Origin of the sequence: Bifidobacterium sp. W8104 (assembly GCF_016100735.1) — a bacterium.
GTDB classification, from domain to species: domain Bacteria; phylum Actinomycetota; class Actinomycetes; order Actinomycetales; family Bifidobacteriaceae; genus Bombiscardovia; species Bombiscardovia choladohabitans.
Window position 1 is genome coordinate 912,461 of the sequence record NZ_JACFRW010000001.1, and the last position, 18,053, is coordinate 930,513.

At 61.0% G+C, this 18,053-nt stretch carries 9 protein-coding genes and 2 rRNA genes; 7 read left to right on the top strand and 4 right to left on the bottom strand.

The window, feature by feature from the left end:
* Positions 1-172 precede the first annotated feature (172 nt).
* From H3U89_RS03450 to H3U89_RS03480, 7 genes are all read left to right on the top strand, one after another.
* Positions 173-781, top strand: a complete 609-nt coding sequence (locus H3U89_RS03450; RefSeq protein ID WP_198178487.1) for an MptD family putative ECF transporter S component — start codon at positions 173-175, stop codon at positions 779-781.
* A complete protein-coding gene (locus tag H3U89_RS03455; protein ID WP_044097939.1) occupies positions 778-1,476 on the top strand; it encodes an energy-coupling factor transporter transmembrane component T in 699 nt (232 codons plus the stop codon). The genes H3U89_RS03450 and H3U89_RS03455 overlap by 4 nt, the downstream gene beginning before the upstream one ends.
* On the top strand, positions 1,454-2,905 hold the full coding sequence (locus H3U89_RS03460) for an ABC transporter ATP-binding protein (protein ID WP_198178486.1): 1,452 nt from the start codon (positions 1,454-1,456) through the stop codon (positions 2,903-2,905). The genes H3U89_RS03455 and H3U89_RS03460 overlap by 23 nt, the downstream gene beginning before the upstream one ends.
* A gap of 163 nt (positions 2,906-3,068) precedes the next feature.
* Entirely contained in the window at positions 3,069-3,770 is a 702-nt protein-coding gene (locus H3U89_RS03465; protein WP_045923831.1) for an ABC transporter ATP-binding protein, read from the top strand.
* Between the two features lie 2 nt (positions 3,771-3,772).
* On the top strand, positions 3,773-7,231 hold the full coding sequence (locus H3U89_RS03470; RefSeq protein WP_198178485.1) for an FtsX-like permease family protein: 3,459 nt from the start codon (positions 3,773-3,775) through the stop codon (positions 7,229-7,231).
* Positions 7,232-7,326: 95 nt separating this feature from the next.
* Complete coding sequence (locus H3U89_RS03475) at positions 7,327-10,152, top strand: ABC transporter ATP-binding protein/permease (RefSeq protein WP_198178484.1); 2,826 nt, start codon at positions 7,327-7,329, stop codon at positions 10,150-10,152.
* Positions 10,153-10,273: 121 nt separating this feature from the next.
* Positions 10,274-11,116: a formate/nitrite transporter family protein gene (locus H3U89_RS03480; protein ID WP_232339282.1), complete on the top strand. Its 843-nt coding sequence runs from the start codon at positions 10,274-10,276 to the stop codon at positions 11,114-11,116.
* 567 nt (positions 11,117-11,683) lie between these two features.
* Here the strand turns inward: H3U89_RS03480 and H3U89_RS03485 are convergent.
* The 4 genes from H3U89_RS03485 to H3U89_RS03500 all read right to left on the bottom strand — a co-directional run bounded on the left by H3U89_RS03485 (position 11,684) and on the right by H3U89_RS03500 (position 17,707).
* The gene (locus H3U89_RS03485; RefSeq protein WP_198178482.1) at positions 11,684-12,436 is read right to left on the bottom strand and encodes a tyrosine-protein phosphatase; all 753 of its coding nucleotides are present in this window, start codon (positions 12,434-12,436) and stop codon (positions 11,684-11,686) included.
* A complete protein-coding gene (gene uhpT / locus H3U89_RS03490; protein ID WP_198178481.1) occupies positions 12,433-13,827 on the bottom strand; it encodes a hexose-6-phosphate:phosphate antiporter in 1,395 nt (464 codons plus the stop codon). Before uhpT ends, H3U89_RS03485 begins: the two co-directional genes overlap by 4 nt.
* A 521-nt stretch (positions 13,828-14,348) precedes the next feature.
* Positions 14,349-14,465: ribosomal RNA gene (gene rrf, locus H3U89_RS03495) — 5S ribosomal RNA — on the bottom strand.
* Positions 14,466-14,637: 172 nt separating this feature from the next.
* Positions 14,638-17,707 (bottom strand): 23S ribosomal RNA (locus tag H3U89_RS03500).
* Positions 17,708-18,053: the final 346 nt, after the last annotated feature.

The following is an 18,053-nucleotide window of genomic DNA, read 5'->3' on the forward strand; positions in this document are numbered from 1 at the left end:
TAACAAAATCCTCGCGCGCCAGGCAATACCCTGATTGTGAAGCACTGGCAAGAGACATAAAAAAATATCATTTACTTTCCCTCCCGGCCCTCCTAGACTTGACGGCACAACATGAAATCGGCGGATATGGCCTAGGGCCGAGCGACCGCCACCCAGATGGGAGCGATCCTTTATGAAAGCACTGAAGACAAAAGACCTGGTCAACGTCGGCATTTTCACGGCCCTCTACTTCGTCAGCATGGCGGTGGGCAACTTCATCACCGTCTTCCTTGCTGGCCTGGTCATGCCCGGTCTGTCCTCCCTCTTCATCCCCGCTGTGGTGGGGCTGGTCTCCGGCCCGGTCTACATGCTGATGATCCGCCGGGTGCCCAGGTTCGGGGCCATCACCATCGTCGGCGTCATCATGGGCCTCTTCCTGCTGGTTTTCGGCCACTTCGCCCTCTCCTTCATCCCCTACGCCTTCTGCGGCCTGCTGGCTGACCTGGTTCAGTCATCGCTCTGGGAGAGCCGTCCCAACCTGGCCCGCTACCTGAGCTATGTCATCCTCACCTTCGGCTGCACCGGCCCCGTCCTGCCTCTTTGGTTCATGAAGGACGCCTATGTGGCCAGCCTGGTCCGCCGCGGCAAGAGCCAGGAGTACATCGACGGGGTCTTCGCGCCCATCACCGGAGCCACCTTCCTGGTCTGCATTCTGGCCACCCTGGTCGGCGCCCTGCTCGGTGCATGGATAGGCGCCCGGATCGTCGACCGGCATTTCAACCGGATACCCGCCAAGCAATGAGGCCCATCTCCATCTACACCAGATTCCTGCTGGTCATCTTCGCCAACGCCCTGATCTTCGTCACCCTCCCCACTCCGCTGGTCCTGGCCATCAACATCTACTTCTGCAGCTTCCAGGTCATCGTGGGCAGGGTCAGGAAGGGCCAGGCCTGGCTTCTGGTCTGTCTGGTCTTCGCCCTGGGCGCCTCCCTGGCCATGGTCTTTCCCGAGAACCTGCCGGGGCATTACCTGCTCTTCCTCTTCGTCGGCGTGGGCAGGGTCCTCCCCCTGGTGCTGGTTGCGGCCTTCATGATGGGCACCACCAAGGTCTCGGAGCTGGTCTACCTGCTGCGCAAGATCCACGCCCCCCAGTGGCTGGTCATCCCCGTCAGCGTCCTCTTCCGCTTCTTCCCGACCGTCAGGCACGACTATGCCCAGATCAGACGGGCCATGAAATTCAGGGGGATCGCGGTCACCACCGGCGACATGGTCCGGCATCCGATGCGAACCATGGAATACATCTACGTCCCCCTGCTCAATAACGCCACCAATGTGGCCTCCGACCTGACCTCGGCCGCCCTGACCAGGGGAATCGGCGACCCCGGGCCCAAGACCTCCATCCAACGGATTGCCTTCACCGGACTGGATGCGCTCATGTGCGCCCTGGGTCTGGTCCTTATGGGATGTGGAGCCTATGTTGCAATGTTCCAGGCTTAGCTTCACCTACGAGGGTGCCAGCCAGCCTTCCCTCCAGGAGGTCTCCTGCCGGATGGGCCAGGGACGGCTGACCGTGATCACCGGGCCGAGCGGTTGCGGCAAGACCACCCTGTCCAGGGTCATCAACGGCCTGATTCCCGAACTCTACGAGGGCAAGCTGGAGGGGGAGTGCCTGATCGGGGGCGAACCCACCACGGCCCGGCCCATCTACCGGCTTTCGGAGCAGGTGGGGTCGGTCTTCCAGAATCCCAAGACCCAGTTCTTCACCACCGACGTCCGCAGCGAGCTGGCCTTCCCCCTGGAGAACACCGGGGTCCAGCCGGAGGCCATCCGGGAGCGTATAGACCAGGTGGCCGACCTCTTCGGCATAGCTCCGCTCATGGACCGGGACATCTTCTCCCTGTCCGGGGGCGAGAAGCAGATGATCGCCATCGCCTCCTCCTGCATGATGGACCCGGAGATCCTGGTCCTGGACGAGCCCTCCGGCAATCTGGACGTGGAAGCGGTGGCCAGCCTGGCGCAGATTCTGGGCCGCTTGAAGGACCGGGGCCTGACCATGGTCCTGATCGAACACCGCCTCTACTACCTGGACGGCCTGGCCGACGACTTCCTGGTCATGAAGGACGGCAGGCTGGCGGAGCACCTGACCCCGGCCGCCATGAGGGGACTGGATGCTCCGAGTCGCCAGGCCATGGGCCTGCGGGCCCTGGACCTGGACGCGACCGAGAATGCGTGTGCCCCAGCCAGGGTCACTACCGAGAAGACCCCCGACCTGCTCCGGGTCCGGAACCTGACCTATGCCTACCATCACGACCAGCCTCCTGCCTTGGATGTGGACGACCTGACCCTGTCCAGCGATGACATCACCGGCATCATCGGCCGCAACGGTGCCGGCAAGAGCACCTTCGCCTCGGTCCTGACCGGACTGCTCAAACCCGGCGACAGGTCGGAAATCAGCCTGAATGGGACCAAGCAGACCGCCAGGGAGCGTGTCGAGGACTCCTACATGGTCTTTCAGGATGTCAACTACCAGCTCTTCAGCGAGACCGTGGAGGGCGAGATGCTCCTTGGGGCCAGGCGGACCGACCTCTTTGAGGAGGTGGCGAGAAAGCTGGACCTGGAGCGGCTCCTGGGCCGACACCCCAACACCCTCTCCGGCGGGGAAAAGCAACGGGTGGCCATCGCGGCCGCCATACTGTCGGGCAAGCGCCTGGTGGTTCTGGACGAACCCACCAGTGGCCTGGACCTGCTCCACATGAACCAGGTGACCGGGATGATTCGCTACATGCGCTCCCTGGGGGTCATGGTGATCGTCATCTCGCACGACCAGGAGTTCCTGGCCCAGACCTGCCAGCGGTTCATCACCTTCCGCCAGGGCAGACCGGTCAGGGACAGCCGCAAACTCGGCAACCTCCTGCAAGCCCTCTGAACCTCCGAGCCCTTGCAGGGTCGGTGAACATGACGCCTCCCGGCAGGCGGTTCCCCTGTGCTCCGGACCCCGCGAACGTATACAGTAGTGGGGAAAAGAGCATCAGGGGGCGTCCCTCGCGTCGGACGGCCCCGCCGCACAGCCAGGGTTACGAGAGGGCATGATGGGCTATATCGACGTCATCGGAGAGACGAAACGGTATGTGACCGGCGAGACGACCATCGTGGCCAACAATGAGGTCACCTTCTCCATCGAGAAGGGCGAGCTGGTGGTCATCCTCGGCGCCTCGGGAGCGGGCAAATCGACCGTGCTGAACATTCTGGGCGGCATGGACACCTGCAACGAGGGCCAGGTGATCGTGGACGGGAAGGACATCGCCGGCTATGACGCCCGGCAGCTGACCACCTACCGCCGCTATGACGTGGGCTTCGTCTTCCAGTTCTACAATCTGGTGGCCAACCTGACCGCCAGGGAGAACGTGGAGCTGGCCTCGGAGATCGTGGACGACGCTGCTGACCCGGTCCAGACCCTGGTCGACGTAGGTCTGGGCGACCGGATCGATAACTTCCCCGCCCAGCTTTCCGGCGGCGAGCAGCAGCGTGTGGCCATCGCCCGGGCCGTGGCCAAGAACCCCAAGATTCTGCTCTGTGACGAACCCACCGGGGCCTTGGACTACCGGACCGGCAAACAGGTGCTGCGCATCCTCCAGGACCAGTGCCGCAAGAAGGGCGCCACCGTGGTCATCGTCACCCACAACGCGGCCATCGCCCCCATCGCCGACAGGGTCATCCGCATGCACGACGCCCGGGTCCAGGCCGTGCAGACCAATGACAGCCCCGAAGACATCGAAAACGTGGAGTGGTGAGGATGCAGCCCGTCAGGAAGGTGCTCTGGCACGACATCCGGGTCTCCCTGCGCAAATCCCTGGGACGGTTCATCTCTATAGTCTGCCTGGTGGCGCTGGGCTCCTTTGCCCTGGTCGGGCTGAGCGTGACCGGGCCGGACATGCGGCAGGCCGGCAACGCCTACCTGTCCGACCACCATCTGGCCGACCTGATGGTCATCAGTAGCTACGGCCTGGACCAGGAGGATCGGGATGCCATCGACACCGCCCCCGGCAACTCGGGAATCGAATACGGATATCTGAAGGATGTGGTGCTCAAGGGCACCGACAAGAGCCTGCGCATCTACTCCGCCCCCGACCGGATCTCCACCTATGAGCTGGTCGACGGGACCATGCCGACCAGGCCCGACCAGATAGCGGTCGACACGGCCCTGGCCGAGAGTCACCCCATCGGCAGCAGCATCCAGGTGGATGAGAAGGCCGACCAGCTGGGCAGGAAGGTCTTGAGGCACCACAAGCTGCGCGTGGTGGGCACGGTCAGGTCGACCGAGATCCTGAGCAAGGTCAACATGGGCCCCTCCACAGCCGGCTCGGGGTCGCTGGACTCCTACGCCGTAACCACGCCCAAAGCCTTCGACTCGGACGAGTACATGATCGCCCGCCTGACCTTCACGGACCTGGACCGGATTCAGGACCACTATTCCGACCAGTACATCCAGGCCCTGCAGACCCACAAGGACGATCTGAACAGGATCCTGTCGGGGCGCCCCACAGCTAGGCTGAACGCCATCAAGGCTCCACTGCAGAAGCAGCTGGACCAGGGACAGGACCAGGTGGACCAGTCCAGAAACGAACTCGAGGGGAACCGGCAGCAGCTGGACCAGGCCAGGAAGGATCTGGACCAGGGTGCCCAAAGCATCCAGTCCGCCAAGAACCAACTGGCTGCCAAGACGGTGCAGGCCCAGGCGGCCATCGACCAAGGGCAGCAGGAGGTGGATCTGAGTTCGGCCGAACTGGCTCGAAAGCAGAAGCAATACCAGTCCTCCGCCAGCCAGGTGGCCCAGGGCAGGCATCAGGCCGACCAGGGGCAGCAGGCCATCGACCAGGGACAGGCCAAGCTTGATGGTTCCCGCCAGCAGCTGGAAGGCGGCAAGGCCCAGGCCGATCAGGCTGTAGCCCAGGCCCAAGCGGCTCAGACACAATGCAGACAGGGCATCGCACAGGTCACCGGCCTCATTCAGACCATCGACGCCCAACTGGCCACACCCGGGCTGGCCCCTCAGCAGCAGGAGGACCTCAACCGCAAGAAGGCCGGGCTCCAGGCACAGCTGACCGAACTCAATCGGCAATCACCGCAGATCGATGCCCTGGTGACCAAGGCCAAGACGGGCCGCGATGCCTTCATGACCAACCAGTATGCCCCCGGCATGGCCCAGGTTGCGGCCAACCAGCAGACCCTGGATGCAAAGCGTCGGGAGCTGACCCAGGCAAGAGCCAAGGTGGAGGAAGGCGAGCGCCAACTGGCCCAGGGCAAGACCCAGCTTGACCAGGCCTCCGCACAGCTGGCCCAGGGCAGGACCAAACTGGCCGAGGCCCGGCGGCAGCTGGCCGACAGCCGGGCCTCGGCCCAGGGGCAGATCGACCAGGCCCAGGCCACCCTGGACCAGAAAACCGCGGAATACCAGACCAAACTGGACAAGTTCAAGAGGGAGAGCCCGGACGCCCAGAAGAGGATCGACGACTCCCAGAAGAAGCTGAACAAGGCGGCTGACCAGCTGAGCCGACTGGAAAAGCCTGTCTACGCCCTGGACTCGCGCCGTGAAGCACCCGGCTCGGAGGGCTACAAGGTCTACGCCTCCGTCTCGTTCATCGTGGACTCGCTGGCCAAGGTCTTCCCCTACTTCATGTATCTGGTGGCCGCCCTGGTCACCTTCACCACCATGACGCGCTTTGTGGATGAGGAGCGGATCAACGCAGGAACACTCAAAGCCCTGGGCTACAGGGACCAGGATGTCATGGCCAAGTTCCTGGTCTACGGCGGAGCAGCCTCGGCCCTGGGCGCGCTTCTGGGCATCATCGCCGGCCACACCCTCCTGCCCTGGATCGTCTACCAGGCCTATGTCCACGCCTTCGACATGCCGCCCATTCACTACGGCTTCCACCTGCCCATCACCCTCCTGGCCTGCCTGCTGGCCTTCCTGAGCGCCGTTGTTCCGGCCTTCCTGAGCGCCTGGCGGGAGCTGCGCGAAAAGCCGTCGGCCCTGCTCCTGCCCAAGCCGCCCAGCGCCGGTTCGAAGATCTTCCTGGAGCGCATCCCCCTGATCTGGAACCGACTCAGCTTCACCCACAAGGTCACCGCCCGGAACATCTTCCGTTACAAGCAGCGGATGCTGATGACCATCTTCGGGGTCTGCGGATCGGTGGCTCTGCTGATGGCCGGTTTCGGCGTGCAGGGGTCCATCTCCGCCATCAACGAGCACCAGTTCGGTCAGGTGATCCGCTACGACCTGATCGCCGCCGAGAACAGCCAGGCCACATCCGACCAACGCCAATCCATCAAAAAACGGCTGGAAAAGCCCGATGTGAGCCGTTCCCTGAACGTGCGTTACGAGGAGATGACCAAGACAGCCGGCCACAACGCCGACAAACAGTCCATCACCATGATCGCGCCGGCCAGCGCCGAGCATCTGGACGACTTCATCCGCATGGACACCCGGTCCGGGCACAAGCCCCTGAGCCTCAAGGGCGACGGCGTGATCCTCTCCGAAAGGATCGCCCAGCTGACGGGAACCAAGGTCGGCGACAGGATCACCCTGCAGGATTCAGGCGGCAGGGACAGGACCATGCGGGTGGACGGCATCTGCGAGATGTACCTGGGGCACTTCGTCTTCATGAGCCCATCGGCCTACAGGACCGTCTTCCGCCAGGACTTCTCGCCCAACGCCCATCTGGTCACCTTCAAGGACTCCAGCGCGGCGAACACCAGAAAGCAGGCCGCCTCCTTCATACGTATCGACGGGATCCAGGGGGTGGTGCAGAACACGACCCTGATGAGCCAGATCGACACCGTGGTCAAATCCTTGAACATGATCATGCAGGTGCTGATCATCGTGGCCACCCTGCTGGCCTTGGTCATCCTCTACAACCTGACCAACCTGAACGTTGAGGAGCGCATCCGTGAACTGAGCACCATCAAGGTGCTGGGCTTCTACGACCGCGAGGTGACCATGTACATCTACCGGGAGACCATCCTCCTATCGGCCATCGGCGTCCTGGCCGGGTATGGGTTCGGGGCCTGGCTGCACCACTACATCATCACCACCGTTCCACCGGACAACGTCCTCTTTGACCCCTCCATCAGCTGGGTGGCCTTCATCGTGCCCCTGGTCATGATCACGGTCATCACGGCCGGCCTGGGCTGGATGGTCAACAACAAGCTCAAGCATGTGGACATGCTGGAGGCCCTCAAGTCGGTGGACTAGGCCATATCGGCATTTACCCATTCCGATGGCGTAAGCTGGCACTCCAAGAGTCCATAAGTCCATGCCATTGAGAATCCAGAAAGCTGAGGACGACGGTGCTGCAGATCGAACACATCTCCAAACAATACAAAACAGGGGACTTCGTCCAGCAGGCCTTGAATGATGTCAGCGTCAACCTGCGCGACAACGAGTTCGTGGCCATCCTGGGCCCCTCCGGGTCCGGCAAGACCACCCTGCTCAACATCATCGGCGGGTTGGACCGCTATGACCAGGGCGACCTGATCATCAACGGCACCTCCACCAAAAAGTACAAGGACAGGGACTGGGACTCCTACCGCAACCACACCGTGGGCTTCGTCTTCCAGAGCTACAACCTGATTCCCCACCAGAGCATCCTGTCCAACGTGGAGCTGGCTCTGACCATCTCGGGCGTGCACCGGCAGGAGCGGCGGGAGCGTGCCAGGCAGGCCCTGGAGCAGGTGGGACTGGGTCAGCACGTGAACAAGCGGCCCAACCAGCTCTCGGGCGGGCAGATGCAGCGGGTGGCCATCGCCAGGGCACTGGTCAACAACCCCCGCATCCTCCTGGCCGACGAGCCCACCGGAGCACTGGATTCCGAGACCTCCATCCAGATCATGGACCTGCTCAAGGAGGTGGCCCAGGACCGGCTGGTGGTCATGGTCACCCACAACCCGGAGCTGGCCCACCAGTACGCCACCAGGATTGTGGAGCTGCACGACGGATCGGTCATCAGCGACTCCGACCCCCTGCCCGACGACCAGGTGCCCATCCGCCGGGCCCGCCACCGCACCTTCGGCAAGGCCTCCATGGGACTGCTGACTTCACTGTCGCTGAGCTTCAACAATCTTCGGACCAAGAAGGCCCGGACAGCCCTGACCTCCTTCGCCGGGTCCATCGGCATCATCGGCATCGCCCTGATCCTGTCGGTATCCACCGGGGTCAACCGCTACATCGACAGGGTGCAGCGGGAGACCATGACCTCCTACCCCATCACCATTCAGGAGCAGTCCTTCGACCTGAACAAGATAGTGGACTCCGCCCAGGAATCGCAGAAGGAGGCCAAGGCCCACAAGGATCTCAAGGCCATCCAGCCGGACGACTCCAGCATCAAGGGGGCCTCCAGCCTGACCAGCAGCATCACCCAGAACAATCTGACAGACTTCAAAAAATACTTGGATAATCCCAAGAGCGAGATCCACCAGTATGTGGGGTCCGTGGGCATCCAGTACTCCTACGCCACCAAGTTCGCGGTCTTCGGACACGACCCGGACGGTAAGCTGGTCTCTGCGGACAAGGTGACCATGAGCGGGCAGGACGACGCCAGCTCCACCGCCAGCCAGATGGCCACGGCCAACACCGACAGCGACATGGGCGACATCCAGTCCATGCAGATGTCCTACCTGACCGGCAAGACCGAGAAGAACAAGGCTCCGGAGATCTTCGGCGAAATCATGCCGGGGGCCGATGCCAAGACCACCATCAGCAAGGTGGTGACCGACAACTACCAGGTGGTGAACGGCACCTGGCCCAAGGCCAAGGATCAGGTGGTCCTGGTGCTGGACAAGAACAACCAGATGCCCGTCACCAGCCTCTACAAGCTGGGCATCCTCCCCTCCAGCCAATACACCGACATGATGAACAAACTCAACAGCGGGCAGGAGGTCAAGGTCGACACCAAGCCCATCGAATACGCCAAGGCCATGGACCAGAAACTCTCCCTGGTGCCCGCTGCGGACCAGTATGCCAAGGGGACCGACGGCCACTACCACTACATCGGCGACAGCACCGACCAGATGACCAAGGCCGCCGATCAGGGCCTGCAGCTGCACATCGTAGGCATAGTACGCCCCCACCAGGGAGCCAAGGCCACACCCCTCAAGGTAGGCGTCGGGTATACCCGCCAGCTGACCGACTACCTGATCGACCAGGCCAAGACCAGCCCCATCGTCACCGACCAGGAGGCCGACCAGGGCCACAGCGTCCTCAACGGGATGGCCTTCGCCCCTGCCGACGATGCCGCCAAGGCCAACGATGCCAAGGCCTACATCGCATCCTTGGGCGTCAGCCAGAAGGCCAGCATGGCCCAGGAGATCATGAAAGGCTCGGCAGCCATGGCCGGCCAGGAGGCCCAGGGCCGGGCAGGGGCCGCTGCAAGAGCCCAAGGTTCTGCGGGCATCCCCACGGGGGCCTCCGCCGAGCAGCAGACGGCCCAGGCCTTCGACCAGTACATCGCCACCGCCCCGCAGAACGCCCTGGTCGCCATCTACAACCAGTACGTCTCCACCGGCACCTACGCCGACAACCTGAGCGACTTCGGCCTGATCTCCCGGGATGCCCCCTCCCGCATCAGCATCTACACGGACAGCTTCGAGAACAAGAATTCCGTGGGTGACTCCATCAAGCACTACAACGACAAGGCTGCGGAGAAGAACAGGATCGTCTATACCGACTACGTGGGCCTGATGATGAATTCGGTCACCACCATCATCAACGTCATCACCTACGTGCTGATAGCCTTCGTCGGGGTCTCGCTGGTGGTCTCCTCCATCATGATCGGCATCATCACCTACATATCGGTTCTGGAGCGGACCAAGGAGATCGGCATCCTGCGCGCCATGGGCGCCTCCAAGCGGAACGTCTCCAACGTATTCAACGCCGAGACCGGCCTCATCGGACTTCTGGCGGGCCTGCTGGGGGTGGGCATCACTCTGCTGCTGATCGTTCCGGCCAACAGCATCATGCACCACTTCATGGGCACCACCGAGGTGAATGCGGCCCTGCCTGCCTCGGGTGGCGTGGCTCTGGTCATCCTGAGCGTGATCCTGACCCTGATCGGCGGCCTGATCCCCTCGCGGAAGGCGGCCAAGCAGGATCCCGCCACCGCCCTGCGCACGGAGTGAGGCTGAACGACACCGGGTGGCACTGGCAAAGAAGTGAATTCCCGCACAGTCGGGCCCTAAGGGCGGTCCCTCTTTACTCGGGAATGCCATAATGAACCCCGTGAATGAGCAACCCAATCAGATGACAGATCGACAGAACAGACAACCCCTCTTCCCCGGACGGGCCTTCATCAGCACCGTCCTGGACGTGGTCGAAAGCAAGAAGACCATGAGTGGCGCCCTGACCGGCAAGTACATGCAACGGGCCACCATGGCCGGCCTCTTTGTGGGTATCTTCTTCACGGCCTTCTTCGTCATCATGGGCCAGGCCGGCCAGAACCCCGCCGACCACGGTCTGATCCTGGCAGGCCGGGTCCTGGCGGCGACTACCTTCGGCTGGGCCCTGGTCCTGATCTACTACACCAACTCCGAACTGCTGACCTCCAACATGATGGTGGTCACCATAGGCGCCTATCACAAGCGCCTGGGCTGGCTGGCCTCCCTGCGGATCCTGGTCCTCTGCCTTCTGGGCAACCTGGCCGGAGCCCTGATCGTGGCCGTCATCCTGCGCTTCTCATCCATCGTCAGCGGTCCGACCCTGGACCAGATGCTGGCGGCCTCGGCCACCAAGACCGGCTACGTCTCCGGCGGCCCCATGGGCTTTGCCGACCTGTTCGTGCGCGGTATCCTGTGCAACTTCTGCATCAACATCGCCATGCTCATGGTCTACAACGGCAAGCTTTCCAACGACTTCACCAAGTGCATCATCATGGTCGTGGCCGTTTTCGTCTTCGCCTTCTGCGGGTTCGAGCACTCGATAGCGGATTCGGCCCTCTTCCTCATCCTGGGGGTCTTCGGGCGGGTCAACGCCTGGAAGGCGATCCTGGTGGTCCTGGTGGCCATGCTGGGCAACTACATAGGCGGCGGCATCCTGATCGGTCTGAACTTCGCCACCATGAACGACGAGCGCCACTTCAAGGCCTGATAGCCTTTCCGTAAGCCACCATCCACCTGCTCACCTTGGTCTCATGCACACTTACGAGCCTGAGCGAAGACACCCATCATGAAGAAACTCGAAAGCCCGGGTACTGGCGGAAGACGAGGGTTCATGATGAGCATGAGTGAGACGGCAGCCAACAAGTCCCTGGTGCAGGAGTTCTACGACCAGGTCTTCAGCCAGGGAGATACCAGCAGCCGCTCCAGGACAGGGATGTCTCTTTCAAACTGAGTCCAAAATCCTCCTTGATCATCCAGTCACCTGCAGCGTCGATATGGTCAGTCAAGATGGATTCGGCTGTTCCCATGTCGTTTTGCTGACCATATAATCGCGGTCTGCTCGGCAATCCGTCTGTGCGAAAGAAACCCGCGCCCGCATTCATGGCCGTCTCCCAATGGCCCGGGCCTCCCGGTCGTCTGGCGATCAACATTGACCGACCAGGGCCGCACGGGAGCCCCGGAATCATTACCGTCCCAGACTTATGTATGCACGATGCCCCCTTACAATTGGCACTCAAGCCCGATCACCTGCCCGCACCTATTCGGTCTTGTCCGATTACTCAAGCAGGTTGCTGCGCAGGGCCTCCACCTGGTCCGGTCCGAACCCCAGAGCCTGATGTGCATAGGCGAAGACATCACCATAGGCGTCGATCATGAGCTGGCGGGCGTAGATCAGATATTCCTGCTTGACATAAAGTGCAACCGCCAGTGCGTCCAGTGAATCCTGGTCGAAGCCCTTGGCGCGGAATTGGTCCAGCAGCTGATTGTTGGCCGCGACCCTCTCCTGGTTGGTCTTCAGGTAGTCCGCGAATATCCGGTCGTCGTCCACCTCCAGCAGCCAGAGCACCAGGGCCGCGGCGAACCCGGTCCGGTCCTTGCCGGCAAAGCAGTGGAAGAGCGTAGCCCCCTGGGTGTTGCCCACGACGATGCGCAGGAAGCGCCCGAAACCTTTCTGAGCGCCTGGATTCAGGACCATGTCGTGGTAGGTACCCAACATATGGTCGTTGACCCGATCGACCGAACCTATCGAGGCGAAGTCGTCCAAGCTGGTATTGCGGGCACCGATCATACCCAGTAGATCGATGTTGGTAAAAGTGATGCCTTCGATTGAGTCGTCAGGACTCTCCTGTATCTCGAAGGGTCGGCGGAAGTCCACGACCTGCGTCACCTGGTAGCGTTCGACCAGATCCCTTCTGGTCTCCTCGTCCAGGCCGACCAGCTGCCCGGACCGGATGAACCCGTGGGGGCGGACCCGGCGGCCGTGGATGGTCCGCATGCCACCCAGATCCCGGAAATTGGTGATGTTCATCGACGACCTCCTCTAATACGTTTCTCTTCCATCAAGGCCACCAGGCCCAAAAGCACGACCGCACAGACAATGGCGATATACAGCACGATAAAAGTGTCATTCCAACCATGCAGCACATGCCCCAACACGGTCAGCCCATCGGACGAGGAATCCGCGATCTTGGCCAGCAGGACCTTGGCGGTGGAATCACCGAACAGGTAGGCGAATGCGCCGACCATGCCGCCGGACAGCACATTTGCCCGCTTGGGAATTTGATTGAGCATGGAAATATTGATCAGCATCTGGGGTCCGAAAATGAACATGCCCAAGAAGAAGAGCGAGATGTAAATGACCACAGGGGTGCGGCCCAGCTGGTAGCCTGCCATTCCGAGCGGCAGGCAGATGGCGCAAAGCGTGGACACGAGGGCGGGCCTGCCACCCAGGAAGTCAGACACCACTCCCCAGAGAAGGCATCCAATCAGAGCACCCATCTCGAAATAGAAGATGGTCCGCGCGCCTACCTGATTGCTGAAATGCAGCTGCTCAGTCACACGCAGAGGCGCCCAGTTGTCAATGCCGATGCGGATCAGATAGACGAAAACGTTGCTGACGCAAAGCACCCAAACCCAAGGGTTGGAAAGCAGGTACCGGCGGAAAATCTGCCAAGTCGTATCATCATGCGACTCCTCGTCTTCCTGCTTGACAGGCTCATTGAAGATCGTCTCTGAGGGTTCCCATCCCAGATCCTCGGGACGGTTCTTGCCGACCAGGAAGCACATAATCGCCACCAGAAGTGCCACTACACCCGGGACGATAAACATACCGGCCACCTTGCCTCCGAAGAAGGTTTGGGCACACCAGATGGCGAATACCCCAGCCAAGCCACCGCCTATATTGTGGGAAGCGTTCCAAACACCCAAATATCGGCCGTAGGTCGTCTTCGTCGTCCAGTTGGAGATCACCGTCGCGCAGCTTGGGCCGCCGGCGCACTGAAAGACCCCGTTCAAGGCCCATAGAACGATCAACCAACCAATAGGCACATGACTTAAGGTGAAGAGGAAGCCGATGCAAATGACCACGATAGACGAGCAGAAAAGCATGATTGATGCAATCTTCTTGTTGTCTTTGCCTGTGACCAGATATCCCACAACGATTTTTCCGATTCCATAGACAACGGAGAAAACAAAACCAATTACGCCCAACTGCTGGGTTGTAATGCCCAACTGCTGCTTCATCAAAGGCTGTGCCGCTTTAAAATTATTCCGAACAAGGTACATGGTAATGTACAGAATGATGACCATCAGATATGGTTTCATGAACTCACGGAACCAGAGATGTCGTTGTTCGGTTACCGGTATGGTCGCCTTCGGCACATGTTTGTCCAAATGGATATCGAATATCCTGCCAGCCATCTAATACCTCCCTGTATATGGTGGGCAACAGCTGACATTTTACTTATTTGCTTTAACGTTTTATGTATTGACACACAAGGGTTTTGAGACACTGCCAAATTCATGTGAAAACCACAGTTCCCGGAGAGGTTTCATTGACTGCACCGGGCGCCTCACCGATAAGACACGACCTGAAGATTATTGGACAGTCTATTGGCTACTGTGTTGATCCCGATCAGCGGTGTAAGCGGCTATTGATGGCTCTTTAAAGTATCGTATGAGCTGGAATATCATAAGTTGCTCGACGTTAGTTTCACTTTTCTTATCTATTGCATCGCAGGAACACTGGCTGAGATCTGATAAGGCGGGCCAGTATCCGCCTCTTGGCTGTACCGCAGCATAAAGCGCCTCGATAAAGCTGAAATGCTCCAAGGGCTAGAGGTCCGGCTTGCAGACAGCATGTGTTTTGTAGGGGTGTACGCCCGTATATACAAGTAAAGGCCTCTGGTGACTTATGTCATCAGAGGCCTTTCAACGTGTTGTGGCGGCGGTGTGCTACTCTCCCACACTCTTCCGGGTGCAGTACCATTGCCGTGCTGGGTCTTAGCTTCCGGGTTCGGAATGGGACCGGGCGTCTCCCCCAGGCCATGACCGCCGCGAATCTTCAATTTCATCCATCCCCTTCAGGCGAAGGGCATGGGGTCTTCTGGTGGTTCGGGGACCGGATGGTGGACGCGTGTTCCGTGTTCGATCGCCTGTGGCCTTCCGTGCATATTGCCGCAGGTCGTATCCGCAGTAGGGGTTGATGCCGCCACCCCTCCAGGGGTGGGTGTTGTGTTGTCCTCGACCATTAGTGCCGGTCGGCTCCGCCCCTTGCGGGGTGTCCACGTCCGGTCTATCGACCATGTGTTCTGCATGGGGTCTTCAGAAGCTTTAAGGCTTCATGGAATCCTTATCTTGGAGGGGGCTTCCCGCTTAGATGCTTTCAGCGGTTATCCCATCCGAACGTAGCCAACCGGCCGTGCCGCTGGCGCGACAACCGGCATACCAGAGGTTCGTCCACCCAGGTCCTCTCGTACTATGGGCAGGGCTCCTCAAGATTCCAACGAGCGCAGAGGATAGAGACCAAACTGTCTCACGACGTTCTGAACCCAGCTCGCGTGCCGCTTTAATCGGCGAACGGCCGAACCCTTGGGACCTGCTCCAGCCCCAGGATGCGACGAGCCGACATCGAGGTGCCAAACCATCCCGTCGATATGGACTCTTGGGGATGATCAGCCTGTTATCCCCGGGGTACCTTTTATCCGTTGAGCGATGCCGCGTCCGTACGCCGGCACCGGATCACTATCTCCGACTTTCGTCCCTGCTCGACCCGTCGGTCTCGCAGTCAAGCTCCCTTGTGCGATTGCACTCGACACCCGATTGCCAACCGGGCTGAGGGAACCCTTGGGCGCCTCCGTTACTCTTTGGGAGGCAACCGCCCCAGTTAAACTACCCGCCAGGCACTGTCCCTGGCCGGGATGACCGGCCGAGGTTAGAGGCCAGATGAGGACAGAGCGGTATTTCACATTACGGCTCCACGGATGCTGGCGCACCCGCTTCGAAGCCTCCCGCCTATGCTACACAGTCCGCACCTAACGCCAATACCAAGGTATAGTAAAGGTCCCGGGGTCTTTTCGTCCTTCTGCGCTTAACGAGCATCTTTACTCGTACTGCAATTTCGCCGAGCTCCTGGTCGAGACAGTGGGGAAGTCGTTACGCCATTCGTGCAGGTCGGAACTTACCCGACAAGGAATTTCGCTACCTTAGGATGGTTATAGTTACCACCGCCGTTTACCGGGGCTTGAATTCACCGCTGCCCCCTCCGAAGAGGGATGACGGATCCTCTTAACCTTCCGGCACCGGGCAGGCGTCAGTGCATATACAGCGACTTACGTCTTCGCATGCACCTGTGTTTTTGGTAAACAGTCGCTACCCCCTGGTCTGTGCCGCCCCAGCCGGCTCCGCGCGCGAAGCGCCTCACCGGCCGGGGCCTCCCTTATACCGAAGGCACGGGAGTGATTTGCCGAGTTCCTTGACCAGGATTCGCTCGATCGCTTTGGTATACTCTACCTGACCACCAGTGTCGGTTTGGGGTACGGGCGGCGCCAATCCTCACGCCGAAGCTTTTCTCGACGGAACGGCACACCGGATTCGGGGCACAAGACCCCCCATCATCACACCTCGCGCTCATGCCGGGCGGATTTGCCTGCCCGACGCGCCGCATGCTTGACCACGGATAACCACCACCGCGGCCCGGCTCCCGTTCCGTGTCACTCCTGCGCTACCCGCCACGCATCCACACGCCGGTCCCATGCCATCGGACGGTCCGAAGACCACCACCCGACACAGGTAAGGGCATGCTTCCACGTCTTGGATTGGACGGCTCGACGCCGGTAGGAGAATATCGACTCCTTCATCCATTCGACTACGCCTGTCGGCCTCGCCTTAGGACCCGACTCACCCGGGGACGACGAACGTGGCCCCGGAACCCTTGGTCATCCAGCGGACGGGATTCTCACCCGCCTCTCGCTACTCATGTCTGCATTCTCACTTCCACGCGGTCCACGGCCGGCTCACGCCGCCGCTTCACCCCACGCGGAACGCTCTCCTACCCAGCACAGCGAACTGCGCTGCCGCGTCTTCGGTGGCGTGCTTGAGCCCCGCTACATTATCGGCGCGGAACCACTAGACCAGTGAGCTGTTACGCACTCTTTCAAGGATGGCTGCTTCTGAGCCAACCTCCTGGCTGTCTATGCGACTCCACATCCTTTCCCACTTAGCACGCGCTTGGGGACCTTAGACGACGATCTGGGCTGTCTCCCTCTCGACGACGGAGCTTATCCCCCGCCGACTCACTGCCGCGATACACCTCACACGTATTCGGAGTTTGGCTGCTGTCGGTACCCGATACGGGCCCTCAAGCATCCAGTAGCTCTACCCCATGGAGGCACTCACGCGACGCTGCACCGAAATGCATTTCGGAGAGAACCAGCTATCACGGAATTTGATTGGCCTTTCACCCCTAGCCCCAGGTCATCGGCCCGGTTTTCAACCCAGGTCCGTTCGGTCCTCCACGCGGTCTTACCCGCGCTTCAACCTGCCCAGGGCTAGATCATCCCGCTTCGGGTCCAGGACACGCGACTGGAACGCCCTTATCGGACTCGCTTTCGCTACGGCTGCCCCACACGGGTTAGCCTCGCCACGCACCACTGACTCGCAGACTCATTTTTCGATAGGCACGCCGTCACCCCGAAGGGCTCCGACGGATTGTAGGCACACGGTTTCAGAAACTCTTTCACTCCCCTCCCGGGGTGCTTTTCACCTTTCCCTCACGGTACTCGTACGCTATCGGTCAGACAGGAATATTCAGGCTTACCCCACGGTCGGGGCCGATTCACACGGGATTCCACGAGTCCCGCGCTACTTGGGAACAAGAACCGGCAGGCGGCGCGCCTTCGGCTACGGGGCCATCACCCTCTACGGCCGGGAATTCAATCCCGTTCGCCTCACACGCCGCTTTATCACTGCCGCCGGGCCCGTCGGAGCCCGGACGCCAAGTCCCACAACACCCATGCCGCAACCCCCGACGGGTCTCACACGGCACCGGTTTGGCCATCATCCGCTTTCGCTCGCCACTACTCACGGAATATCCTTTCCTGCAGGTACTGAGATGTTTCACTTCCCTGCGTACCCCCCGCACGAATGCGGTGCCGGCCCATCACGGCCGGCGGGTTACCCCATTCGGACACCCTCGGATCAAAGCCCTGTCGGCGGCTCCCCGAGGCCTATCGCGGCCCCACGCGTCCTTCATCGGTCCTGTCTGCCAAGGCATCCACCATGCGCCCTTGCCGACAACACGACCACAGGCCATGCCACGACAACAACAACTGCGAACTGCCAGACGACAAATCATCACACTAAACGATCACAAAACGATCGACCCGAACCCACCATGTGGGCTCGGACGAAACAATACAGCAGACAGCCAGCCCGAAAGCCGGCCATCCGCTCGCGTCCACTATCCAGTTCTCAAACCACCAGCACACCGACGGGACCCGCCACAGGGCAACACCCCATGAGGAACCCGACGGGCGACGGGAACACCACCCACAAGGGTGGCGGTCCGGGAACCCAACAGCGCATCCATGCCACAGCCTCAAGACCGTTCCACGCCAGCACGCCCACACCATCCGGCCATCCGGCCG

Bases quoted from the DNA above. Each gene is read 5' to 3' on its own strand.
- H3U89_RS03450 (WP_198178487.1), top strand. From the start codon at position 173: ATGAAAGCACTGAAGACAAAAGACCTGGTCAACGTCGGCATTTTCACG.
- H3U89_RS03455 (WP_044097939.1), top strand. From the start codon at position 778: ATGAGGCCCATCTCCATCTACACCAGATTCCTGCTGGTCATCTTCGCC.
- H3U89_RS03460 (WP_198178486.1), top strand. From the start codon at position 1,454: ATGTTGCAATGTTCCAGGCTTAGCTTCACCTACGAGGGTGCCAGCCAG.
- H3U89_RS03465 (WP_045923831.1), top strand. From the start codon at position 3,069: ATGGGCTATATCGACGTCATCGGAGAGACGAAACGGTATGTGACCGGC.
- H3U89_RS03470 (WP_198178485.1), top strand. From the start codon at position 3,773: ATGCAGCCCGTCAGGAAGGTGCTCTGGCACGACATCCGGGTCTCCCTG.
- H3U89_RS03480 (WP_232339282.1), top strand. From the start codon at position 10,274: ATGACAGATCGACAGAACAGACAACCCCTCTTCCCCGGACGGGCCTTC.
- H3U89_RS03485 (WP_198178482.1), bottom strand. From the start codon at position 12,436: ATGAACATCACCAATTTCCGGGATCTGGGTGGCATGCGGACCATCCAC.
- uhpT (WP_198178481.1), bottom strand. From the start codon at position 13,827: ATGGCTGGCAGGATATTCGATATCCATTTGGACAAACATGTGCCGAAG.